The following is a 24,206-nucleotide window of genomic DNA, read 5'->3' on the forward strand; positions in this document are numbered from 1 at the left end:
TGTAAACTATAATAACATTGTTAACAACTCAGTCTCACCATGATTCTTGTGGACTGCGCCAGCTCTCGGATATTCTGACGTGGCGTGGTGGGGATATACGCCTCGCATCGTCTTGGAAGTATTATGCTTACCTCAGCAGTGTTGGGAATCCGATAATTTCTCTTCAACGAAGAAGACCCGGGGGATTGTTCAAGTACGAGCGGGGCAGGATGCTGTCTATGCCGCTATGCCTTGGTTGGCCGTAGCCTTGGCTTAGTGATTCCGCAGGCGCCAGCCTTCAGGGTCCCGGTGGGCGTGGCAATAGCTGGTGTATACAGTAGCTGGAATATGGCAGAAGACTGTTGGTGCTGCTTGTCAGGAAGCTCCAGTTGGGGAACAAAGCAGGAGATTGAAGAAATGGGGGTGGCTCCGCAATCTTGGGGGTTTGCGGGGCCACCCCGCTTACTCGGGCAAAGAGCTCAGTGGCGGCGGCTGCTGGTTTCCCGCTGGTGGGAGGCTGCTGCTGTGGCGCCTGCAGCGGCCAGCAGTCCTGTGGCGAGTAGGACAAGCAGGCCGGTGCTGCCAGCCATGGGCAGGATGCCTTCATAGGTGTAGCCCAGGTGTGCGGTCGTCTGCGCGACTTGGTCGATGGTCCAGTCGACGGCCACATCGACGTGTCCTGCGTCGTGTGGTGGGTTGGTGATGCTCCAGGTGCCGTCGTCGTTCCGGTACAGGCTGGTCCCGGGGATGCCGCCGAACTTGACGCCAGTGAGAACCAAAGGCGTCGGATCGAAAGCAACCGCCATGGGGGTCGTGCTTTTGGCTGCCGTTTGATTATTGCCCAGTTGCCCGTACTGGTTGTCGCCCCAGGCCCAGAGGTTGCCATCCTGCCTGATGGCCAGTGAATGGAGTTGCCCCGCGCTGCTTCGAACGGCCTTGAATGCTTGGGCCTTGTTGGCGGGGTCCTTGATGAGCGCGGGCTTTGTCTGATTGACGGTGTTGCCGATGCCGAGCTGTCCGTTGCTGTTTAATCCCCATGCCCAGAGACTGCCGTCCTGGCCGACCGCAAGGGAGTGATTCACGCCCGCACTGATCTGGGCGGCTTTAAGGCCTTGGCTGGTATTAGTGGGGTTCTGCACGGTTTGAGGTTTGTATTTATCGCTGGTGCTGCCGTCGCCCAGCTGGCCGTATCCGTTGTATCCCCAGGTCCAGGTGTTCCCCTCCGTATCGATGGCCAGAGCATTCCAGCTTCCCGCGCTGATCTGGGCGGCCTGGAAGGACTGGTTGGGCAGTCGGGCCGGATTGGATGCGTAATTGGTGCTGTCACTGGTGTTGTTGCCGAGCTGGCCATTAGTGTTGTATCCCCAAGTGTACACGTTGCCGTCGGCATCCAGGGCCATGGCGAAGCTCCAGTTGAGGCTGACCTGGACCGCACGCAAGGTCTGTCCCGGATTGTCCGGGTCAGCGGCTGGTGTCGGGTTCTTCCTGGTTGTGCTGTATGCAGGCGTCTGCCCCTTGCCCGTGCTTTCGCTGCCCCAGGTGTAGACGCGGTTTTCAGAGTCGATGGCGGCCGAGTCGGCGACACCGGCGCTGACCTGTACAGCTTTGAATGGCTGGCCGCTGGTGTCCTTGACGGGCTGAGGCTGGTACCGATCCGTGGTGGTGCCGTCACCAAGCTGACCGTGGTCGTTGCGTCCCCAGCTGTAGAGGATGCCATTGGATCCGATGGCAAGAGCGTGCGAGTCGCCAGCTACAACCTGGGTATAGGTAAAGCCGGAATCCGCCCCGTCGGGCAGGGGAACTCTGACAGGGCCCTTCTGCATGCTGGCATCGGACGGTTTCTGAGCCAGCTGCCCGTACTTGTTGCTTCCCCATGCATAGGCGTTTCCGTCGCTGGCGACTCCTATGGAGAAACTGTTGGCGCTCGCGGTCTGGTAGCCTCCGGCGCTGACTTGGCTGAAGCGGATGCCTCGGTTGATTGTGGGCGGGGTGATGGTCACGTGCTGGCCGCCGAGCACGTTGCCTTTTTCGGGGTTCAGGGCCCAGTGGTTGTCCATCTTGGTCCAGTGGGCTGCCAGGATGACGTTGCCGGTGACGAGCTGGCTGAAGTCGTAGGCGATCTTGGAGTCGTTGCTGGCGTCTTTGATGAACCATCCGTCGAATAGGCAGCCGTCCGCCTTCGGATCAGGGGAGGGGCGTTTGGCCTGTTTGCCTTCGGTGACGGTCTGGCTTAGAGGCATGCCCGAGGGTGTCGGGCAGGAGCTATCCGCACTGGTGAAGGCGACGGTGTAGGAGTCCAGGTACCTGTAGGCCAGGTGGGCGTCCGGCTGCTGGCCGTTCAAAGTCCATGAGACGGTTGTGTCCACTTTTCCTCGCGCATGTGCGGGCGTAGTGACGCTCCATGTGCCGTCAGCGTTCTTGCTTATGTTCGTGCCTGCCATTCCACCGAAGCTTACCGCGGTGACTGTGGTAGTGCCGGGCAGGTTCACTGGGCCGGGGATATGACGCTCGTTGGTGGTGTTGTCGCCCAGCTGGCCGTTGGCGTTTTTGCCCCAGGAGTACAGGTTTCCGTCTGAGGCCAAGCCGAAGGAGTTGTTGTCCCAACCGGCGCTTGCTTGGACCCAAGTCAGTCCTGTTGGCGCGTTTTGCGGCGCAGCAACCCGGATAGGGGTGTTTCGCTGCGTAGTGGTGTTGTCGCCCAGCTGGCCATTGTTATTGGCGCCCCAGGAGTAGAGGTTCTCGTCTGAGCCAATGGCCAGTGATGCAACAGATAGGAGGCTTACTTGTTTCCAAGAGAAATTAGGTAGCACTCCATTGGGTTTATGTGCTTGAGTTGGCCCGTACACGTCAACGGTGGACCCATTGCCAACGTTGCCGTTTCCGCCGTAACCCCATGTGTATATGTTGCCGTCGGATCCGATAGCTTGCGAGTAGTAGTCCCCCATTTGGAACTGTCCCCAAGTGAATCCAGAGGAAGTCCCTTGTGGCCAGGCAATTCGGACGGGCGTGATCTTATTATCGGTGATTGATCCTGTGCCCACTTCACCACGGGTATTTGCGCCCCAGCCGTAGATCCAGTTATCCGATCCCAAGGCCAGAGAATGCCATCCCCATCCGCTCATCTGCTTCCATACGAACCCGGAGGACGCTCCTTTTGGCATCTTCACCAGGACTGGGGCATGCCGTTCAGTGGCAGTGCCGTCCCCCAGTTGGTTATGATCGTTGCTGCCCCAGCTGTAGAGGTTGCCGTCAGATCCTAGGCCAAGAGCATGTAGGCTACCAACCGCTTCCTGCTTCCATGTGAACCCAGATGGAGCATTTTGTGGCATATTAACAGGTTGGGGGGTGTGATGCTCGGTTGTAGTGTTGTTCCCCAACTGACCATAGGTGTTGTCACCCCAGCTGTAGAGCTTGCCGTCTGATCCCAGAGCCACAGAGAACAAGTATCCGGCTGAGGCCTGGACCCAGGTAAAATCCTGGGATACTCCTTGGGGTTTCTTTACCGGGACCGGCTCATGACGTTCAGTGGTGGTCCCATCGCCGAGTTGGCCATGATCATTGCTTCCCCAAGAGTAAAGGTTGCCGTCCGAGGCGATTGCAAGGGTGTGCCCTCTTCCTGAGCTGACCTGGCTGAAACGAACTCCTCGGGATCCCGGCGGGGTCAGGGTGACTTTTGTGCCGCCTGCTACCGGCCCCTGCACAGGGCTCATGCTCCAGACATCTGCCCTGGTCCAATGGGCGGTGAGTTTCAGATCTCCGGTGACGGGCTGGCTGAAATCGTAGGCGACGGGTGTTGAGCCAATGAACCAGCCGTCAAAGAGATAGCCGTTTCGAGTCGGATCTGCTGGGCGCTTCGCACGTTCTCCGTCCATTACTGTTTGTGTCGTGTCGGTGCCTTGGGGACTGCTGAAGGTGACGGTGTGCGGTGTGGAGGCGCGTGCCTGTAGCTTGGCGTTGTCTTTGTCTAGCGTGGGAGCGATGGAGGGGGTCGGCTGTTTGGGATTCAGCGGGGAAGATGTGGCGAGGGGGGATGGCGAAGTAGGAGTTGTTGCTGTATCTGTTGGCTGGGTGGTGATATTGGGAGAGTTACTGGATTGCTGTTGAGCTTCACGATCCGCCTCCTCCCCGCTGTTTGCTTGTGTGGTCGGTGCTACTGTGTGGGTCGCGCTGGACTCGTTTGCAGTGTTGTCTGCCGTGGCATAGGTGCAGGCTAGGAGACTTGCGGGTAGGACGATGGCCAGCAGGAGGCTGACCAACAAGGCCGGTCGAGCCATTATATTCGAGTGCTGACGAGGCATAAGTAGATCCCCTTCCCCAGGAATCGCAGCCGCGTTGTCACGAATCCCCAACATTCGGCGAGACATGCGCCGAAGACAACCTTGGCTACTTATACAAATTTACCATATATGTGAAGGCAGAGTGAAAATGAAACATGGAAAAATATCGCCAGTCATACGGTGTATGACTGTATTTTTGCTTCTTATGTGTAAATGAATACGTGATTTCAAGTTGTTAGCGATTATGGATCCATCCTATTGGTCGGACCGCTTACTTGATGTAGCTGCGGGCTGTTGCAACAGTCACGGAGAGAAGCCCAAAAAGGAGCTGAAGAAGGATTCCGATGCTGTCCGTATGGCCCGTTGCCCTCCTAGGCATAAGGCTAATTGGGCTGGAGCATGATTGCAAGGCGCTTGAAGGCCTACACAACCGTTCCGATGTTAAATGGACCTACATCAAGCCCTGCCGCTGATTTCCAAGCCGATGGAAAACGTACCGGTTCATACGGGTGCAGGCGAAGAATTGACGACAAATGCCAAGGGGGAGAGTTACGTCAGCTAGGCCGATTATGCAATTGCTGTGGTGGATGAGGCCGAGTCAGGCAAACATGTAGATGAACGCATTTCCGTTTATGCCAAGTAGCTGCATCGAGTTGAAGCTCTTCAATTGGGAAACCGGTATTAATCTGCTTCTTTTCCGATATCGCCGATTCCGTCGTGAGAAGTTGAAGGAGATGCCTATACCAAGATACCTTCGTAGATGTATCCCATTAGTGCGGTCGTCTGTAAGGCTCGGTCTAAGGTTCAGTCGATGGTCATGCCGACAGATCCTGCGTCGTGGGGCGGGTCGGTGATGCTCCGGGTACCGTCAGTGTTTCGGTAAAGGCCGGTACCAGATATGCCGCCGAACTTGATACTAGTGAGAACCACAGGTGTCATTTCGAATATTGCTTGGGCGGGCATAAGGCTGTTCGCTGCATTCCCGATTCCAAATTTGCCTGTACTAGTTGTCAACACAGGCCCAGATTGTAAGCATCCTACGCTGATAATGGCTGCTGGGAACTAGTTGACTGGCGGGGGGGGGGGGGCACTCCTCTTCAGACACTGATGTATCCCTCATCCTTTTGATGCCTAATTGGTTACGATAGTCAACTTCTCACACGCCGTTTTTGCTGATGCATCCTCTCGAAAAGTTCTGGGGTGTTGTTTGCTTGGTACCCTCGGCGCTGTCCTGGTTGAAGTGGATAAAAGATTGATTGCGCGCGTGGTGGCGTTCAATGTGTGTCCGCGTTTTAGCTGTGTCCGTGCCTGCCGATCCGCCGAGTCCGGCGGCCTTTGAATCACCATTTTGCGCAAGATCTGACTCTTGAGAACAATATCTGTCCGTTAATATGGTTTGTCTATTCCCAAATAATTGATCAACGTATCGTAAGTGTATGGATAGAAAGATAGTACGAAGCAGAAAAGCTCGAAGAAGGGCTGCACGAAAATGGGGAGCACGCAGGACGATCGTACCGAGCGTACAAGGACGAGTGCTTGATCGATTCAGGGATAGCGTGAAGTTGAAGGGGAAAAGTCGCTCGGAAAAAGCAGAGGCGATAAGCTTTATCAACGACATTGTGATCGCCGTTCTAGCAGGTATTTTGATTATATTTATGTTTATCTTGCAAGCTAGCTTGGTCTCGCAGCTGAGCTACCGTCTTATGATCGCAATAACCTATCTTTTACCGCTAGTTCTTCTAGTTTGTCTTTTTCTAACCCTCATAACGCCTATGGACCTGACTGTCAATTTGTCTTTTGCTGCCCATAGCCTCTATGCTTTTTGCCTTACAATTTCTGGGATTGATTTTGTTAATCTATTTGCTGACAAGCTAGTAAAATTGAATCATCAAAAGGAATCTGCAGCTTTGCTGAATCTACTGGCGCCTTGCATGTGTTTTACGTTAATGGAGTTGGTCGAAATGGTCGCCTTGTTTTGCTGTCTTTATGATGTCGTTCATGGTCGAGTTGGGCGGTCATGGGATAGGTGGTGGATTCAGACTGCTGTTTACCCCCTTTTGGGTGTAATACTCTTGATGGTCTTCTGGATATTGTTCGAGGATAGGGGGGAAGCAGGCGTTTATAGTTCAAATATTTGCTCTGTCCTCATTTCTTTGCTTGTTGTCGGCTTTCTACCACAGATCATCAAACAGCGCCTATCCTTTAAAGATGATAAATTCAAGCAGAAACAAATTAACCTGCTCTCTATTCGTTAACCTTTGAGATAAAGCGAGTTCATCCTTGACTTAAGGTTGGTCTGAATGCTGCTTCACAGATTGATGTTTTGTCTGGAATTCTAGAGTAAAGAATGACTAGAAGCCTTAACGCTCTTTGACGATGTGATTTGTCCTATATACTCTTCGCTTAAGAGAGTTTCGGGACTCAGCTCAGGGACTATGGTCTTTTCCTGATGGCAACGATAATATCGGTAGGTCAGTACTTTGCCAGGGTACATTTTACTGCTGAGAACTTGAATCACAAGGCCATCTTCAATGTCACCGAAACAAATACCTACGAGGGTGAAAGCACGGGGTCACCAGCATCTTGGTTGGATAGGAGTAGCGAATGGTATGAGCAATTTCTTCTTAAGAGATTACTTTTCCAAAGAAGCTATCAATAATGCCCCGGGTCAAATGGTGTTCTACAGCATGGATCCAGATATAGTTGACGCAAACATCCAGTTCGAAGTGCGTAGAGATTCCCGCCCAACAGTCACCACCGAGACGTTGCTCCAGGAGCTTCAACGCGTGCGAAAGGTGACTAATCAGGTCGCTTCCGGCATCAATGCCACCGAAGGGAAGAGTGGGTGATCGACCCGCAGAGCTTCGTCGCGGCCAGAGTTGGGGCAGTGGTGATGACTTACATGCGCGGGTGCTGTTCTTGTGATTCATGGGGTGGGAATGCTAGCGATGCCTAGCTGGGTGGGTGCGGGTGTGCCCTCTAGGAATCCAGGCTGGTCTTCGTTGTCTTGCTCGAATTCACGGCCATGGTCGATCTCGTCCATGGCGAACTGGACCTGAGCATCGTCTGTGCCGGCATCCGGCCGTGGATCAGCGACTGACTGGGAATCCTGCTCTGGCATCCGGTTAAGGTCAGCGTTTTCTAGGAACTGCTCCCAGAAATTGTCTTCTGTTCTTCAGATCAGCTGAGGAGCCTTACTGGCTCTATAGTCTTTGCCGTGGCTAAATTCGGCGCTCTAAGATAGCCGCTCGGCAGATCTCCGTTCTTTAACAAATTTGTTTTCTGCGATCTTGGTGAGGTCTTTATCGTCGTGTCATGAGGGATGATTGCGCTTTCCTTCCAGAGCTGAAGTCAGCCAACAGTGAAAAACAGTTGCAACAATCATCATTGTTTGATTCAATATGTTTAGCAAGCTTTGCTAAAGGCAATTATACTAATTCTAATTGAAAGGAAAAACGATGATATCGATATTATCGTCAACAGCGGGATATGCAAATGAGGCTGTGAAAGAGTCAAGGAACCGCCTCAATGAAGCCATGAAGCGGGCGTATGAGGAGCGGGCGACCATCGAGAGTATTGCCGAAGCCGCTGATCTGTCAAAAGCTGAGGTGGAACGAGTTGTTAAAGATATGGATTTGTCCTGGAAAAACGTATCGCTGGTAGTGAAAGCGCTAGCTTGCCAAAAGCATCTACGACTGACTACATACTCTGCGGTCGCCAAGGCGCTGGGCAGGAAAGGGCAGGCGGCGATCGCCGTCGGGCGGGCTCTGGCTACTAAAGGTAAGACGACTCCTCTGGAAGGGGCCATTGTGCTTACTTCCAACTGGAGGAATCCTGACTACGGTGGCTATCTAGTCCCCTTCGAGGAGCCAGACTGGGACATTGTCCGCGGTTCTGATTGTCCCCGCTACGAGGTGCTCATTCACCACGGCGTCGACGTGCGCGAAGGGCCGGACTCCGGCCACTACTTGATCCCTGATGATCTGGTCATCACCATGCCTAACGAGTTGCGCAAGATCGCCGGCCTGCATTAAAACCATTAGATTTTGGCATATTTCTGCCAATCATATGATGAATGCGGGATGGTTGATCCGTCCGTCGTGGTCTATTGCTTCTACGCGTGATGGACAGACTGATTAGCTATTTCGCATTCATATGGTCAGCAGAAATCAGGATCTACCAATCCTGAAATGAGACAGGGGTTGAGGGCAAGAAGGAGTGTTTATGGCGGATCAGGGGGAGGACGGGAACACAGGCCTGCAGAACGTGTCCAATCCTGTGGAAGACGAGACTTCGGCCCTGCCGGCGATTGTGCCAGAGGATGGGGGAGACTCTTCGGGTGAAAGGCATCATCCGAAGTGGATAGTTCCGCTGATCGTTACTGTTGTGGTTGTGGCTGGTCTTGTGGGCTGGCGCGTGCTTGAGTCCCGCCGGCATGATGCGGCGCTGGACTCCTGCAGCCGGGCTGTCAAGGCCCTGCAGGGGAAGACCAGCTCGGCCCGGATGGCTGTTTACCGTGAAGCATCCGGAGTGAAGGAGAATCAGGTCAAGGATGCTCAGGCCGTCAGGGCCTTGGCCAGCAGCGTGAAGGCGGCCGGTGGGCTCAGACCGCAGACTGTGCAATGCAAGGCTTCCATGTCCACGGATACTTTGAACGCTGTCGCCGGTAAGGCTGGCAAGGAGAGCGGCGCATATGCTGCTGTGGGCAGGGATTCCAGGATGGTTTTGGCTTCCCGGGATGCGAAGGTCCTGGATGATGCGAAGGTGGCCTTGAATGCGAAGAAGGACGAGGCGGCCAGGCTGCTGGATGATTCGGATGGGAAGGTGGCTGACAATGCGACTCGTGACGGCCTGCAGAAGGCCATCGACCAGGCAGGCCAGGTGAAGGGGGATGAAGCGAAGGCGTACCAGGATGCGGCGGACGCCTTGCAGTCGGCTATCAATCAGGTGAACGCCTCCGTTCAGGCCAAGAGCCAGGCTGACAAGCTGGCCGCTCAGCAGGCGGCGTCCTCGAATACCAACGGCCGAAGCGGCTACACGCCCTCCTACCGGCCGTCCGCCAACAGAGGTGGCAGTGGAGGCGGATACGTACCAGAGCCCGCGCCGGCAGCATCTCAAGGCGGAGGGGTTGATTGGAATGACTGGTTAAATCGTCCGGATACTTCAATGCACGGCTGCAATCCAGATGGTTCTTGTGGTATCGGCTGAATGATTGAATAAGTAAAAGAATTTGCCAGCGGGACTGGTTGCTTGGTATGTCTCCTATCCCGCTGGATCTATTTGCGTGCGACCAAATTGGTCGGCTATCCCCTTCATGGTTCTGGAAGGGGAATACGAACGATGACACCAGGAAAGATCGGCCGCTGGGCCGGTCGGCTTCTGCGTCTTGGATTCGGATAGGCTGACAGGGTAGTGGCTGTGGCCACCGCCGGGGCCATGCAGGTGCTGAGCTGCCAGTCTGGTTTTCGCGGTAGGAGTTCAAGCATTCTTTGCCGTATTGGCCGGAGAATGCAATGTGGTTCGGTTCAGGTGTGAATGTGCCAAGTATGGATTATTTACGCTTGACTGGTTCTTCAGAACCTATCTCGTTTTTACCAGAAGCCGTGATCCAGGAAGGCCTAGTCGAAGCAAACTGATCGGTCTATGAATCGGAAAAGACCAAGCGACAAGACGATTCGTTGCTTAGGAGGCACTTACTAATAGGAGTTAGGAGTCCAACGATTAAAGCCGGAATCGACGTGTCGTAACAGCGCGGAAAAGCAATAACCGGAATTATGCGGCCTGCTTTGGCAGGCTCCGAACGTGAGGATCGAGCAATGCAATCATTTCGACACCATCCGGCTGGTTGCATGAGAGCTTGTGCGAGTTGCCCTTTTTAATGTCGATTTGTGCAAATGGGAAGAAATTCTGCCCGTCGCCTGCAGGATAATTCAAGTTTGAAGAAGATCGCTGCATGGATTGCCCATTTACCTTGCATTGCGGGGGTTTTGCCTGCTTAAAATCGCCCCGCCGTGCAAGTACATACAGGGTTCCTGATTTGTTTGCAGAGATGGTTTTGACGCTGCCATCACCAGAAACGTCGTACTTTGTCAAAGATGAAAAATAATCGGAGGCCTGTTCCACTGACGGCTCTGACTGATTCGCCCCCTGGCAGCCCGAAAATAGGGCCACGCTCATCAATACTGCTATCAGGGCAATTATTTGTTTTTTCCAAATAGCCGCAGCCGTACTTGCTTCGCTATGGAATCGGGCTGGCAATGTCGCCAACTGTTCCATGCGTCCATGGGAATCCCCCTGAGATGCCTCTGCCGGATCAAAGTCCGTCTGTCCAAAAGCCTTTGTCTTCTTCATCAGTTCTCCTTAGGGAGGTGAGGAGGGTTCACGACGCTGTTAGTTAGATTTAGTTTCATAACCTAGAAGAGCAATTATTAGCTGAAGCAGGTTTAAGTCTTTATTTAAAGTATACAAATATTAGCCGACTTGTATCATCAGTGGTCGAATGCTGGCTATGTTTGCGTGGTATTAGCATGACGCGTTCAATCTCCACCGTCTGCAGACCCGAAGTCACAGCGCCTGCTCAAGGGTCTGGCCGTCGGGTTGGTTCTGGCTGGCACAGGTCATCGCAGGCCTGGCGCTGACCAAACATTTCAATCTGAATGCCGTCATCACCTTCGCCTTCTTCACGCCGACCATGCCCGCCCTGATTCTGGGTGGGAGCGGATCCTCCGGCTACTCCCTCTGGTTGATGCTCTACCACCATGCCTTCATAGACCTGTCCGACCAGCAGATCTATCTCTTCCCCATCATGGCTGTGGCCCTGGTGGCCGTTGCACTGGCACTGAGTTTTCAGCCGTCGCATAGAGAGGCAGATGGCGGCATGAGTGAGAGATTCAGTATGAGCAGCTCCATCAATATCAGCCGGGTCCTTCGCAGATCATGCATGCATAACGACAGGTTGTGCTTGGGCATTGATGGACGTATGCGCGTCCGATAGTGTTGGCTTCTACAGACATAACTTTTCGAAGTCTCCTGGCCATCTGTGTTGATGGCTTTGGGGCTGTGACATTGCATTGGTCCGGCCGCATGGGAGCTTCATTTCAACGAGGAGGTTAACAGCATGCTTCAAATAGCATGGTCAGACGTGGTGGGAGTCATAGATGCCATCAAATGGTATCTGGTGGTCTTCGCGCTCATCGTCATTGCCGCCATTATTGTTGCGGCGCTCGCTCATCTTTGGTCTGTTCCGGTCCGCAAACTGGTCCGGTCCAACGCCATAGCCGTGCCCTTGGTGGCCCTGGTTGCTGTGGTCAGCATGATACTGACAGGGCCCATGTCCACGCTGTTGAATTTGTCCATGAACTCGGATGCGGCAGGAAAGGCGACGATTTCGGACGCGACCACTGCCCAGGCTGGCAAGGTGGCCAAATCCATCGCAGGAGAAGGATTCGTACTGCTGAAGAACGATGATGGCCTTCTGCCGCTCACCGATACCAAGAAGCTCAACCTCTTTGGCTGGGCCTCGGAGAATCCCGTATACGGAGGCACAGGCTCGGGCGCCATCAATGCCAGCTATGACATCCAATCCCTCAAGGATGGTCTGCATAAGGCCGGTTTCCAGACTAATGATGACTTGAGCGCGTTGTATTCCAAACTTGGCAAGCGGGATTCCTCAAACAGCACCTTCAACAAGGGTTGGTCGCTGCCCGAAGTCACCGCAGACCGCTACACCGATGAAATCATGACCAAGGCCAAGGCTTTCTCGGATACCGCGGTGATCACACTGGCCAGAGTCGGTGGCGAGGGCTACAACGACATGCCCCAGGATATGAGCCAGCTGCCTGCTGACAAGTATCGCAACAATTCCGACAAATATGCCGACTTCCAATCAGGTGAATCGTATCTGCAGACCTCCCGTACCGAGCGCGACATGATCGACCTGGTCTGCAGAAACTTCGACAAGGTCATTTTCCTTTACAACGGGTCGAACCCCATGCAGTTGGGCTTCCTTAAAGACCATCCTCAGATTCGTGCCGCCCTGTGGGTTCCTGCTCCCGGCAATGTTGGATTCGATTCCCTGGGGGAAATCCTGTCCGGTCGCATCAATCCGTCTGGACGTACGACCGACACCTTCCTCTATGACATGCGCAAGGCGCCGTGGTGGAACAATGCCGCAGCCACGGACTATGAGAACCTGAAAAGCAAGGCTGTCAGCCTGCCGGTGGCCAAGGGCATCACCTTCAAGCTCAAGCCTTCATACATCAACTACGTGGAGGGTATCTACGTCGGGTACAAGTATTACGAGACGGCCGCCTCCGAAGGTGCCATCGACTACGACTCCACAGTTCAGTTCCCATTCGGCTACGGCCTGAGCTACACCAGTTTCAGCCAGAAAATGTCCGATATCAAAGACGAGGGCGATTCGCTCGGGTTCGCCGTCACCGTCACCAATACCGGATCCGCTTCGGGCAAGGATACGGTCGAGGTGTACTCCAATCCGCCTTACACCAACGGCGGCCTGGAGAAAGCCACAGCCAACCTGATCGCATTGAAAAAGACCCGTCTGCTGGATCCCAAGCAGTCCCAGACCATCAAGGTGTCCATTCCCAAGGAACGGCTGGCCTCCTATGACTATCTGGGTCACAAGGCCTATGTGCTTGAGCGCGGTGCTTACGAGATCTCCATCAAGACCGACTCACATCACGTGATCGATCATAAGGAGTATGCAGTCGATAAGGACGTGGTCTATGGAAAAGGAAATCCCAGGCCCAGCGACAAGACAGTGGCGACCAATCATATCGACGAAGTTGCCGGTGACGTCCACTACCTGTCCCGCAAGGATCATTTCGCCAACTATGAGCAGGCGACTACTGCCCCTGCGCTGAAGGAGCTGCCCAAGAAGTATGTCGACCAGTACCATACGAACGCTGACTTCGACAGGGCTACATACACCCGCAAGCAGGATGCCATGCCCACCACAGGTGCTAGGAACAATCTGAAGCTAGCCCAGCTGCGCGGCGCGTCGGCTGATGACCCCCGCTGGGACAAGCTGCTTGATCAGATGTCAGTCAAGGACATGTCCGATCTCACCTCGATGGCTGGCTTCCAGACGGCTGCTGTCGACTCCATCGGCAAGGTGGCGACGACGGATGCGGATGGTCCTGCAGCCATCAATAACAACTTCACGAAGAAGGGTTCGCTCGGATTCCCAGTAGCCGTGGTTCTGGCCAATACTTGGAGTGCGGACCTGGCGCGGCAGTACGGCGAGATCATGGGGAAGATGGCACGTGAGATGGGCATCGTTGGCTGGTATGCGCCGGCGATGAACACTCATAGGACATCCATTGGCGGCCGAAACTTTGAGTACTTCTCAGAGGATGGCGAACTTGCCGGAGTCATTGGTGCCAATGCAGTGGCAGGGGCCAAATCCAAGGGTGTATACGCCTATATCAAGCATTTCGCCCTCTATGATTCGAATGCGATGATGGTCAGCATCTGGTCCAATGAGCAGGCAGCCAGAGAGGTCTATCTGCGGCCCTTCGAGATGTCCGTCAAACAAGGCAAGGCCGACGCGACCATGGTCGGCTGGGACTACGTAGGCACCAAGTGGTCCGGAGAGCAGGGGTGGATCAACACGATCATGCGCAACGAATGGGGTTTCAAGGGCATGGCTCTTACGGACTCCTTCGGGGCTGACGGCCGTGGCTTCATGAATGCGGACAACGCTCTGCCCAATGGAGTTGATGCCATGCTCTCGACGTACGGGAATGGCCCCAATGTGGTCGACAATCCCAAGTCCCCGTCATCGGTGAAGTATCTGCGTCAAGCCAGCAAGCACATCCTCTACACGGTGGTGAACAGCGGCGCCTATGACGACGGTGGAGCCAAGGCGAATGCCATGCCAGCATGGAAGAAGATGGTGATCGGCGTGGATGTCCTCACGGCCATACTCGCGATTGCCGCCGAGGTTCTATTCATTAGACGCTATCTGCGTCGGCGCTCGCAGGCTGACGCGGTCGTCACTGGTCGTGGTGACCTGACGGACCAGAATGGGCAGCAGGAATCCTGACGATTCGGGTCTCCAAGGCGGGGCAGGGGCATGATGGCTCCTGCTCCGCCTTAGTATTGATATCAGAATCGGAGGCTTAACCTTACTTGGCTTGCTTGTTTGGGATCGATGCCCGAGGGGCTCGGCTTTCCCTGGTCTGCACGACATGATTCGGGTATTGGATATTAAATTCCACTGCGGTTTCTGAGAGCGGGGTGATGGAGACGACGACCAGCAGGTAGAGGGTAGTCATCCATTGCAAGCTGGAGGTCACGATACCGAAATGGCTCATGAGGGCTGGGAAGGTGATGTTCATAGCCGTTTCCACGATCACGCCGCAGAAGGACATGATGCTAGTGGCTACCACCGCCCCGATGACTCTGCGGGGGATTGCTGTGCTTGGTGCTTGGGTTGCGCTCATGAGCGAGACTCCTTCCCGGCCAGGGAGGAATCATGGGAGTTCAGAGTGATGAAATAGGCCAGCATGCGGTCGAAAGTAGCCAGATCACGTTGGTCGAACCGGCGTTCCATGGCTGTTTGCTGCCCGTCTAGGCACCAGTGATCTGACATCTACTTGGGCCAAGGCAATGATGCTGAATCGGGATGGTTTAGGGGAGGGGGTCGCTGACCTTACCCTGATTATTCCTGACGCTGGCTGATGTCGATGACCGAGCCGCGCTGGATCAACTTTGCCGGAATAAGCGTCTTGGTGTTTGTAGGAACGTATTCTCCCTCACACTGGAGCTTGACCTTGGCAAAGGCCTCACGCCCGATGGTCTCAAAATCCATGCGCATGGTGGTCAGACTCAATCTGGGGACTGTCCCGATCAGAGAATCGTCGACACCGATCACGCTGACATCCTCAGGTACTCTTTTGCCGGAATCCTTGAGGCCTTCAATGGCCCCATAGGCCATCTGGTCGTTGGCTGCATAGATGGCTGTGCAATCAGCTTCATGCGCCAAGGCTCGTCCTGCCTCATACCCGCTGTCTGCTTCCCAATCACCTATATAAGTCGGCGGCACTGGGATGCCGTGAGCCTGAAGGACGTCTCTCCAGCCCTTGGCCCGGCTTTCCGCAGCTCGTGAGGTCGAGGGGCCTGAGATGTGGTAAACAGTGCGGTGGCCTTTTTTGAGCAGATATTCGACAGCCGAAGTCGAGCATCCGTATTGGTCGGCATCGATAGTGGGGCAATGAGGGGAAGGCTTCTCGGTGATGAGCACGACGGGAAGCTCCTTGCTGGGTCTGAAACGATCAAAATCGCCGACTCTTTGTTCAAGCACCACGATGACGCCGTCCACAGGCAACTGCTTCATCTGCTCTACGATGTCCGCTAAGGTAATTTCCGATGAGTGGTTGACGACGTGCACGGTCGCCGCATATCCGAATTCTGATGCGGCTTCCACAGCGCCGTCCAGAATGCGTGCATTGCCAAATGTGGTGATGTTGAACAGGACGATGCCAATGTTGTTGAACCGGCCGTGTTTCAATGCCCTGGCGGCATAATTCGGTCGATAGCCCAAGGCTTCCATGGCGTTCAGCACTTTTTGCCTGGTGTGGGGGCGCACAGCCGTGCTGTCATTGACGACTCGCGACACCGTTTGCGGCGATACCTCAGCAAACTGTGCAACGTCCTGTATCGATACCTGTTTCTTCCGTCCCATGCCTACCTGATCCAGCTCATGGGAGCTTGCCGTCCTTAGCGTCGGTTGCTCCTTGGTAGCAGACAATATGTTTGCGACACCATTTTATAAACACCAGTATATCAAAGATTGAGAGAATACTGGATTCTCTGATTCATGCTATTATGGTAACGAAAACATCCGGTGAACGTCCATTGCAGTTCGATATGGTCGGAGCTTGATTGTTTGTGTTGTTGCAGAGCTTCGAGGGAGAAGGTCAGATATGGCTGCTGTCACTAGCGGCGCTGCTACCCAATCGAGTAGTGCGCCCCGGGGCCACATGGGTTCTCGTTGGCGTGGTTGGTTGTTTATGGGGCCGTTTGCGGTGGTGTTTGTGGTGGTGTTTGTGGTGCCGGTGTTGTATGCGGTGTGGATTTCCTTGTTCCAGCATCGGATGGTCGGCGGGACGGTGTTTGTTGGGTTGGCGAATTATCGTCGTCTGCTGGCTGATGGGCAGTTCTGGTCGTCGGTGCGCCGGGTGGTGGTGTTCACGGTGGTGCAGGTGCCTATCATGTTGTGCCTGTCGGCGTTGATGGCTTTGGCTTTGGATTCGCTGCGTCTGCATGGGATGCGGTTCTTCCGTATTTCGACGTTTCTGCCCTATGCGGTGCCGGCGGTGGTGTCGGCCCTGGTGTGGGGGTTCATGTACGGGGCGAAGTACGGGCTGGTGGGTTCGTTGAACGCGTGGCTGGGCACGCATGTGGACGTGTTGCAGCCGTCGGTGCTTTTGGCGTCGATCGGGAACATCAATACGTGGGAGTTCACGGGGTATAACATGCTGATCTTCTATTCGTCGCTGTCGACGGTGCCGCGTTCCTTGTATGAGGCGGCGGCGATCGACGGGGCGAGCGAGTGGCAGGTGGTGCGCCGGGTGAAGCTGCCGGAGCTGCGGGGCTCGCTGGCGATCACGGTGATTTTCAGCATCATCGGCTCGTTCCAGCTGTTCAACGAGCCGAGCGTGATGCAGAACATGGTGCCGGGCAATGCGATCACGACGTATTACACGCCGAACATGTATGCGTATAATCTGAGTTTTTCGGGCAATCAGTCCAATTATGCGGCTGCGCTGGCTATTGTGATGGCGGCGTTGACGATGCTGGTGGCGTATGCGGTGCAGCTGCGGAGCATGAGGGAGCAGATGCGATGAGCGTGCTGGATGCTGAGGGCCGCCGGGTGCGTGCGGCGGAGCGTGCGCGGGCGCGCCGCGTGGCGGCGGACGAGCGGGCGGAGCGGCGTCGTGCGGCGTCGAGCGGGTTCTCGAACCCGTCGAACCCGCGCCGGTCGGTGTGGCTGACGCTGGCGTGCGGCGTGTTCGCCGTGTACTGCCTGTTCCCGTTCGCCTACCTGCTGGTGAACGCGACGAAGACGCAGGCGGATTTCACGAGCACGTTCGGCCTGGGGCCGGGACGCTCGTTCGCCCTGTGGGACAACATCCGGGAGGTGTTCTCCTACCAGGACGGGATCTTCGCCCGCTGGCTGGCGAACACGCTCCTGTACGTGGTGGTGGGCGCTGGGGGCGCCACGCTGCTGGCGGTGATGGGCGGGTACGCGCTGGCCAAGTTCCGGTTCCCGGGCCGCAAGGCGGTGTTCGCGGTGGTGCTGGGCGCGATCAGCGTGCCGGGCATCGCGCTGGCGGTGCCGCAGTTCCTGCTGTTCGCGAAGCTGGGGCTGACCAACACGCCCTGGGCGATGATCATCCCCAGCCTGATCAGCCCCTTCGGCCTGTACCTGATGTGGATCTTCTCGGACCAGGCCGTGCCCGGCGAGCTGCTGGAGGCGGCGCGCGTGGACGGCGCCTCGGAGTGGCGCACCTTCCGCACCATCAGCCTGCCCCTGCTGGCGCCGGGGATCGTGACCTGCGCCCTGTTCACGATCGTGGCGACCTGGAACAACTACTTCCTGCCCCTGATCATGCTCAAGGACGCGGACTGGTACCCGCTGACCATCGGCCTGAACCAGTGGAAGGACCAGGCCAGCACCGCGGGCGGGCAGGCCATCCAGAACCTGGTCATCACCGGCAGCCTGATCACCATCATCCCCCTGGTCATCGCCTTCCTCCTCCTGCAGAAATACTGGCAATCCGGCCTCGCCGCAGGAGCCGTCAAAGAATAACCAAAGAAACTCAAACCGTGCTATAGGCCTTGAGCCATAGGACAGTGAAAGATATCAGTAGTCATGTGTTGTTGCCAAGGACAACAGAAAAGGAGATAGGGACAATGAGGTTCGAAAAGATGACGAAGGTCATAGCCCTGACAGGTGCTGTGGCCATGGCGTTCGGACTCGCCGGCTGCGGCGGATCGGGCAGCGGTTCCTCTGCGTCGGGCAAAGGGGGGAAGACCGAAATCTTGGTCTGGTCCTGGGATTCGACTCTTCCTCGGACAGTCAAGGGATTCGAAGCCAAGAATCCCGACATCAAGGTGAAGGTCACCAATGTCGGCACCAACAAAAAAGAGTACACGGCCTTGAACAATGCCCTGTCCGCCAACAAGGGCGCCCCTGACCTTGCACAGGTCGAGTATTATGCACTGCCTGAATATGCCACTCAGGACAAGCTGCAGGATCTGTCCGACATGGGCGCCTCCGGGTACAAGAGCTTCTACACGCCAGGCACTTGGGATTCAGTGAATTTGAATGGGGGCGTCTACGCGCTGCCTATGGATTCCGGCCCCATGGCTCTGTTCTACAACAAGGAAGTGTTCGACAAGGCCGGAGTGACCGAGGTCCCAACGACCTGGGATGAGTATTACGAGGCAGCCAAGAAGATCAAGGCTGTTGGTTCCTACATTACCTCGGACTCAGGCGATGCAGGATTCTTCGATTCCATGACCTGGCAGGCCGGCGCCAAGCCCTTTGCGACCAGCAAGGATGGCAAGACCGTCACCATCAATCTGACCGGTGACCCCAAGGTCAAGAAGTGGGACGACTATTGGCAGAAGATGATCAATGAGGACTTGATCAACACGAAGATTCCCGGATGGTCGGACGACTGGAACAAGGGCCTCAACGACGGATCAATCGCCTCCTTGCTCACCGGCGCCTGGATGCCCTACAACCTGCTGTCTGGTGCCCCTGATGCCTCCGGCAAGTGGCGTGTGGCGCAGATGCCTACCTGGGAGAAGGGCGGCACAGAGAATTCCGAGAACGGCGGGTCTTCCCTGGCTATGATCAAGACCAAGGACGATTCCAAGAGCAAGGCCGCATATAAGTTCTTGGAATACGCTTGCCACAACGCCGAGGGCATTAAGACCCGTGTCGATGGCGGCGCCTTCCCGGCTGACAACAACACGCTGAAGTCCAACGAGTTCCTCTCTATGACCAGCTTGAAGGATGCCAACGGCAAGGACAACGCCTACTTCGGCGGCCAGAAGTTCAATGAGGTCCTGTCGCAGGCCGCCAAGAACGTCCTGCCTGGCTACAAATTCCTGCCCTTTGAGGTCTACGCACGTGGAATCTACGGTGACAAGATGACCGCTTTCACCTCCAAGTCGGCCACATTGGATCAGGGGATCGCTGCTTGGCAGAAGGATCTGCAGAACTACGCCAAGCAACAGGGCTACACGGTGAAAAAGTAGCAAGCCAGGCTCTGCAGAGTAGTTCTGTAATGAATGGTCGGCCAGGGAGAGATGGTCTTTCCCTGGCCGACTCTTGCATACGTATCGTGGTGTAGGCCTGCAGTATTCAATTTACACTTATGGCAGTGAGAATCAGATTGAAGACTGTGGCTCCATTCCTGCCTTTATGTACCGATGAGCAATACGAGGGTGTTCTTCGATAACCGTAACTGGCGTGTGTGGTGACACAACTTATTTTGTATAGCTCTTTTCGATTGATGTCGCCGAAGAGGTCAATGCTAAATCAGCTATATGCAACTCACGGCCAGCCAGTTGGTCGGAAGTCAGGTAAAAACAGCCGATGCAAAGCATAACTGGCATGAGAGAATCTTAAGCAGCATAGGATCAGAAGGAAACGTACATGAGCGAGTATGGATCACTGAGCACCAAACAAGTTGCCCGGCTTCTGTACTCCATGGGCCGAACCTTTGATGGATTGCAGTCGACATTCATGGCCACTGAGGAGTTCCTGCGCACGGGCAATCCCCAGGTCGTCAATTCCAAAGCCGACTACAACCTTCTGCTTGACCTGCGGCAGGCCGCAGAGCACACCCTGCACTACGACTATGCTCACGAGCCGATTGACATGGCGTACGTGAAGTCCATTAACGCGCGGTTGACAAGGACTGCCGCCATGGAACCCGGCAAGCTGCGCGACGAACGCACCCCTGTCATGGTCAATACCACTTTGGGAGGGTATGAGCCGCCCGTGCCTGATGCAGTCGCTCTCACATCCCTGATAAGAAGCACTGTTGAGGGAGCAACTGGGGAAGACATCTTGGAGGATGCGGTGCGCCTTTTCGCTGGCTTAGCCAAGATGCAGCCATTTGGCGACGGCAATAAGAGGACTGCGTTGTTCGCCGGTAATGGGCTGTTGTTCGCGCATGGCAACCGGCATCCGCTCACCGTGCCTACCAATGATAAGGACAGGACCTGGTTCGACCGGGAGCTGGCTGCTTATTATCTCAACAATGATCAGACGATTATTAGTCATTTGGCAAGGTGGAACCGGCAGCAGGCACTGCTGGCCGAGCAGAGAGATAACGAAGATGAAATGCCGTTCGCCGCCCCTGAGCAGACTCACGGAATGCAGATGGACAGCCCCACTCTATAGCCTCTTCTTCTTTCGGCTTGGGACGGTCAAACAAGCACAGCAATCAGTACATAGTGTAAGTCAGCCCGGGCCTGATTGGCTGCTCTGACTTCGATGGTCTGCCTGGCACCTGTGTCAGCCGAACTGCGTATAAGTCTGACTAACAGTACCGACACCTCGTCCAGGACGGGCGATGCTTGAGGCGACGCGTCAGGATACAGAAGTCATTGGGCCGGAAAATGATTGCAGAGAGCAGAGCCAGGTACTTCCTTATGCCGGACCTCTGTGGTGCCCCGGATGCGATTCGAACGCACGACACCTTCTTTAGGAGAGAAGTGCTCTATCCCCTGAGCTACCGGGGCAACGGAAACTACTGTACCACGAAGTGCGACTCGGGCAGGTCGCCGGTGTGCGGGCTAGCGCCATGCGCTTCTTGCAGAAGTTAGCTTCCTATCCCTGCCTGCCATACGGTCATGGTTTACAATTGCTCAACGGTCAAGCTGACTGTGTATCCTTTGGGAGGAGACCATGGCGAAATTCAGACAGTCCTTCCTGGTGAAGCATGTCTTTGGGTGGACGGCCAGACTGCTGACGTTGGTCAGCTTGTTGGCCCTAGCGGCGCGTGCCTGCCCGGCATGGCTGTCCGCGATACCCTACCTGCCTGATCTGGCTGCTCTGACACCCTGGTTGATCTTCTTGTGCCTGCTGGCCCTGGTCCTGGCTCTGATGGCTTCGCGATGGTTTACGGCTTTGGTGCTTATCGCTGCCTTGGCCCTGAATGTCTACTGGCAGTACCCTTTCTACCAGCAGGGATCCGAGCTCAATGGGCAAGCGGATCAGCTCATGTCCCTTGAGCATCCTGACCGGTATGACAATGTGGCCCGGGTCATGACCCTGAACGTCTACAAGGGTCAGGCTGATGCTGATCAGGTAGTCAAGACGGTCAGCGACAACCGGGTCGAGGTGCTGGCTTTGCAGGAGGTCAGCAAGGATTTTGTGGACCGTCTGCACAAGGCCGGCATCGACCGCTATCTGCCCCACGAGCAGCTTTCCACATCTTCTAAGGAATACGCCAACGGTCTTTGGACGGCCGCGCCAATGCAGTCTCCATCAAAGGACGACGTGGGTTCTCGCTCCTCCATGATGCCGGCGGCCAGCATTGACTTCGACAGGGGCAAAACCAGTGTCAGATTCGTCTCGGTCCATACCACCTCGCCGCAACCGGGCAGTTGGAATGCCTGGCGACGCAGCGTGTCCGACCTGGGAAAGCTGCGGAAGCACGAGCACACGCGATACGTGCTCTTGGGGGACTTTAACGCCACCTACGATCATGCAGTTTTCCGAGACATGCTGGGGGAGCGGTTCAGTGATGGGGCACGTCAGGCTGGGCATGGTATGAGCATGACCTGGCCGGCCAATAGGGCCCCCTTGCCCAGGTTGGTGGCCATCGATCATGTGGTGGTGGACCGCGGCATCAGGGCCAATCGGCTGCAGACCATACCCATCGATGGTTCGGATCATGCAGCTCTGCTTGCCACGGTGATGGTGGAATAGGGGGCTCTTCAGGCATCCAAGTTGGACTGGGTGCCAGCCTGTGCGCCGGCGCTGGCCTGCTCCTGCTGGGCGGCATCGAGCTTGGCCCGCACCTGGCCCAGCAGCTCCTGGGCACGCTTGGCCAAGGCCTCGCCGATCTCCCACTGTCGCATGGAGGCATCCAGGTCCAGGCCGCCGGCCTCCAGAGCCTGAACTGCCTGGATCAGCTGATCCCGAGCCTGCTCATAGGGCAGTTTGGCGATGGTCTCGCGTTCCTTCTGGCTCAGGGCCGAGGCCAGTACCGGCTCTTCCTTGCCCTGCTCCTTCTCCTTCTGCTGGGTCTGCTCCTCGTCGGTGTCGCTCATGCCTGCTCCTCTTCTTATACGGTGTGTTAATCAAAAATCCTGATGACGTGGATGATTATATGTGGCTGACCACGTGGGATCGGTCACTGCCCGCTGACGACCCTGGTCTCGATCCGGCCCTCTTTGACGGTCAGGGTCAGATCCTGATCGGCCTGAACCTGCTGTGGGCTGACGACCACCTTCCCGTCCAAGGTCTGCACGACTGCGTATCCGCGGTCCAGCGTTGACTGGGGAGAGAGTGCGGTCAGCGAGGACTGGAGCTTCTCCACGGTAAGGGAGGCATCGTCCACGATCCGCCGAAGGGCGATGTCCAGGCGAACTAGGGAGTCGTCGACCAGTCGCTGGGGCTTGTCCAGCATGGTCTGCGGCTTGGTCAGGCTGGGGCGGTTGGCGTATCCCTCAATCAGCCGTGTCTCGCCTTCGACCATATTCTCGATGCGCGCGTTTATGCGCATCCGGGCCTCCTGAATGATCCCCTCCTGCTCGACCAGGTCGGGCACCACCCGCTTGGCTGCGTCGGTAGGAGTGGAGGCGCGCAGATCCGCCGCCAGGTCAATCAGGGTCCAGTCATCCTCGTGGCCAATGGCCGAGACGATGGGAGTGACGCAGGCCGCCGTGGCCCGGACTACGGACTCGTCCGAGAAGCCCAGCAGATCCTCGAAGCTGCCGCCGCCCCTGGCAACGATGATCACTTCCACAGCCGGATCGGCATCCAGCTTCCGGATGGCCTCGACCACCTCGGGCGGGCACTGAGGTCCCTGGACGTGGGCATGCACCACGGAGAATTCGATGGTAGGCCAGCGCAGGCGAGCATTGGTGATCACGTCCCCCTCGGCTCTGGCCTTGGGTGCGCAGATCAGGCCGATACGCCGGGGAAACTCGGGCAGGGGAACCTTGTTTTCTGCATCGAAGAGGCCTTCGCCTTTGAGCTTGCGCCTGAGCTGGTCGATCTGCTCCTTCAAGTCGCCGGTACCGACGCGCTTGATCCGGTCGGCCATAAAGCTCAGACGGGTCTGTTTGATCCACAGGTCGGGCCGCCCGTGCACCACCACGCGGTCGCCCTGGCGGAATTCCCTGGCTTGGGTGGCGAAGGCCCGGAAGCCCATGACGTTGATGGAGATGTCCTCGAAGTTGTCACGCAGGGTCAGATATGCCGAACCTGTACGGCGGGTGTTGATCTCCACGATCTGACCCTCCACCCAGGCTCCGGGCCAGCGGGCCACGGCGTCGTGGTACTTTTGGCTGAGCACGCTGACCGGCCAGGGGTCTTCCTCGGTGGTATCTCGTGCCAGGCGGGGCAGCTGATCCAATGGTTTGGGAGACAGTCCTGAAGGTGCTGGGCCGGTCGGCGCCCCCATCGACCCGCGCATGTTCGAACCCATGTATGCTCGCACCTGATGCCTCCTGACCATCGGTTCCGCCAGCCTGACCAACTCACCTGGCATAGCCTGTACAGGATGGCATTCGGGTTGGTCAGCGAAGGAAACGTTCTTTCAGGGTCTCTCAATACGGGGACAATTCTGTATACTCTTCAAGCTCCCTGAAAGCCCTCTGTCGATTGATCCTGAGCCGATTACGCCAAGGGCACAGCGGCTTTTCTTCCATGTACGAGCCGGCTCGAAT

19 protein-coding genes and 1 tRNA gene are annotated in these 24,206 nt (G+C 56.1%); 11 read left to right on the plus strand and 9 right to left on the minus strand.

The genetic code is table 11. From position 1 onward, the window contains the following. Nucleotides 1-458: 458 nt before the first annotated feature. On the minus strand, nt 459-4,277 hold the full coding sequence (locus CI601_RS00835) for an InlB B-repeat-containing protein (protein WP_172637243.1): 3,819 nt from the start codon (nt 4,275-4,277) through the stop codon (nt 459-461). 1,511 nt (nt 4,278-5,788) lie between these two features. Between CI601_RS00835 and CI601_RS00845 the strand changes: the two genes are divergently transcribed. Both CI601_RS00845 and CI601_RS00850 read left to right on the plus strand, forming a co-directional pair. Then, nucleotides 5,789-6,511, plus strand: a complete 723-nt coding sequence (locus CI601_RS00845) for a hypothetical protein (protein WP_024627305.1) — start codon at nt 5,789-5,791, stop codon at nt 6,509-6,511. 354 nt (nt 6,512-6,865) lie between these two features. Beyond that, the gene (locus CI601_RS00850) at nt 6,866-7,105 is read left to right on the plus strand and encodes a hypothetical protein (RefSeq protein ID WP_024627304.1); all 240 of its coding nucleotides are present in this window, start codon (nt 6,866-6,868) and stop codon (nt 7,103-7,105) included. A 77-nt stretch (nt 7,106-7,182) separates the two neighbouring features. Here CI601_RS00850 and CI601_RS00855 read toward each other — a convergent pair whose 3' ends face one another. Continuing rightward, nucleotides 7,183-7,377 (minus strand): hypothetical protein, encoded by a 195-nt coding sequence (locus tag CI601_RS00855; RefSeq protein ID WP_024627303.1) that lies wholly within the window; start codon nt 7,375-7,377, stop codon nt 7,183-7,185. Between the two features lie 337 nt (nt 7,378-7,714). On the opposite strand from CI601_RS00855, the gene CI601_RS00860 reads away from it, so the two are divergent. Continuing rightward, nucleotides 7,715-8,290 carry an MGMT family protein gene (locus CI601_RS00860; protein ID WP_024627302.1) on the plus strand — a complete coding sequence of 192 codons (576 nt, stop codon included), beginning with the start codon at nt 7,715-7,717 and terminating at the stop codon, nt 8,288-8,290. Between the two features lie 190 nt (nt 8,291-8,480). After that, a complete protein-coding gene (locus CI601_RS00865; RefSeq protein WP_024627301.1) occupies nt 8,481-9,464 on the plus strand; it encodes a hypothetical protein in 984 nt (327 codons plus the stop codon). Nucleotides 9,465-10,028: 564 nt separating this feature from the next. Here the strand turns inward: CI601_RS00865 and CI601_RS00870 are convergent. Beyond that, nucleotides 10,029-10,607, minus strand: coding sequence for a hypothetical protein (locus tag CI601_RS00870; RefSeq protein ID WP_024627300.1), 579 nt, complete (start codon nt 10,605-10,607; stop codon nt 10,029-10,031). A 213-nt stretch (nt 10,608-10,820) separates the two neighbouring features. Further along, nucleotides 10,821-10,949 carry a hypothetical protein gene (locus CI601_RS08495; protein WP_257468465.1) on the minus strand — a complete coding sequence of 43 codons (129 nt, stop codon included), beginning with the start codon at nt 10,947-10,949 and terminating at the stop codon, nt 10,821-10,823. Between CI601_RS08495 and CI601_RS00875 the strand changes: the two genes are divergently transcribed. Further along, nucleotides 10,948-11,250, plus strand: a complete 303-nt coding sequence (locus tag CI601_RS00875; RefSeq protein WP_024627299.1) for a hypothetical protein — start codon at nt 10,948-10,950, stop codon at nt 11,248-11,250. The two genes, CI601_RS08495 and CI601_RS00875, sit on opposite strands and share 2 nt — an antisense overlap. Before the next feature lie 123 nt (nt 11,251-11,373). Beyond that, nucleotides 11,374-14,322, plus strand: a complete 2,949-nt coding sequence (locus tag CI601_RS00880) for a glycoside hydrolase family 3 protein (RefSeq protein WP_121913968.1) — start codon at nt 11,374-11,376, stop codon at nt 14,320-14,322. An 82-nt stretch (nt 14,323-14,404) separates the two neighbouring features. Here CI601_RS00880 and CI601_RS00885 read toward each other — a convergent pair whose 3' ends face one another. Then, nucleotides 14,405-14,722 (minus strand): hypothetical protein, encoded by a 318-nt coding sequence (locus tag CI601_RS00885; RefSeq protein WP_121913969.1) that lies wholly within the window; start codon nt 14,720-14,722, stop codon nt 14,405-14,407. A 218-nt stretch (nt 14,723-14,940) separates the two neighbouring features. Continuing rightward, nucleotides 14,941-15,963 (minus strand): LacI family DNA-binding transcriptional regulator, encoded by a 1,023-nt coding sequence (locus CI601_RS00890; protein ID WP_121913970.1) that lies wholly within the window; start codon nt 15,961-15,963, stop codon nt 14,941-14,943. A 241-nt stretch (nt 15,964-16,204) separates the two neighbouring features. Here CI601_RS00890 and CI601_RS00895 point away from each other — a divergent pair, with 241 nt between their 5' ends. The 4 genes from CI601_RS00895 to CI601_RS00910 all read left to right on the plus strand — a co-directional run bounded on the left by CI601_RS00895 (nt 16,205) and on the right by CI601_RS00910 (nt 20,706). After that, nucleotides 16,205-17,128, plus strand: a complete 924-nt coding sequence (locus CI601_RS00895) for a carbohydrate ABC transporter permease (RefSeq protein ID WP_121913971.1) — start codon at nt 16,205-16,207, stop codon at nt 17,126-17,128. Then, a complete protein-coding gene (locus tag CI601_RS00900; RefSeq protein ID WP_121913972.1) occupies nt 17,125-18,093 on the plus strand; it encodes a carbohydrate ABC transporter permease in 969 nt (322 codons plus the stop codon). The genes CI601_RS00895 and CI601_RS00900 overlap by 4 nt, the downstream gene beginning before the upstream one ends. Before the next feature lie 104 nt (nt 18,094-18,197). Continuing rightward, complete coding sequence (locus CI601_RS00905) at nt 18,198-19,553, plus strand: ABC transporter substrate-binding protein (protein WP_121913973.1); 1,356 nt, start codon at nt 18,198-18,200, stop codon at nt 19,551-19,553. A 400-nt stretch (nt 19,554-19,953) separates the two neighbouring features. Then, a complete protein-coding gene (locus CI601_RS00910; protein WP_259465268.1) occupies nt 19,954-20,706 on the plus strand; it encodes a Fic family protein in 753 nt (250 codons plus the stop codon). A 265-nt stretch (nt 20,707-20,971) separates the two neighbouring features. Here the strand turns inward: CI601_RS00910 and CI601_RS00915 are convergent. Then, nucleotides 20,972-21,047, minus strand: a tRNA-Arg gene (locus CI601_RS00915). A gap of 166 nt (nt 21,048-21,213) precedes the next feature. Between CI601_RS00915 and CI601_RS00920 the strand changes: the two genes are divergently transcribed. Beyond that, nucleotides 21,214-22,239: an endonuclease/exonuclease/phosphatase family protein gene (locus CI601_RS00920; RefSeq protein WP_121913974.1), complete on the plus strand. Its 1,026-nt coding sequence runs from the start codon at nt 21,214-21,216 to the stop codon at nt 22,237-22,239. A gap of 8 nt (nt 22,240-22,247) precedes the next feature. On the opposite strand, the gene CI601_RS00925 is transcribed toward CI601_RS00920, so the two are convergent. Together CI601_RS00925 and xseA are read right to left on the minus strand one after the other, a co-directional pair. Continuing rightward, on the minus strand, nt 22,248-22,583 hold the full coding sequence (locus CI601_RS00925) for an exodeoxyribonuclease VII small subunit (RefSeq protein ID WP_121913975.1): 336 nt from the start codon (nt 22,581-22,583) through the stop codon (nt 22,248-22,250). An 83-nt stretch (nt 22,584-22,666) separates the two neighbouring features. After that, nucleotides 22,667-23,941 (minus strand): exodeoxyribonuclease VII large subunit, encoded by a 1,275-nt coding sequence (gene xseA, locus CI601_RS00930; RefSeq protein ID WP_121914044.1) that lies wholly within the window; start codon nt 23,939-23,941, stop codon nt 22,667-22,669. Nucleotides 23,942-24,206 lie beyond the last annotated feature (265 nt).

The sequence above is a fragment of the Bifidobacterium sp. wkB344 genome (assembly GCF_003688305.1).
In the GTDB taxonomy this organism is placed as follows: Bacteria; Actinomycetota; Actinomycetes; order Actinomycetales; family Bifidobacteriaceae; genus Bombiscardovia; species Bombiscardovia mizhiensis.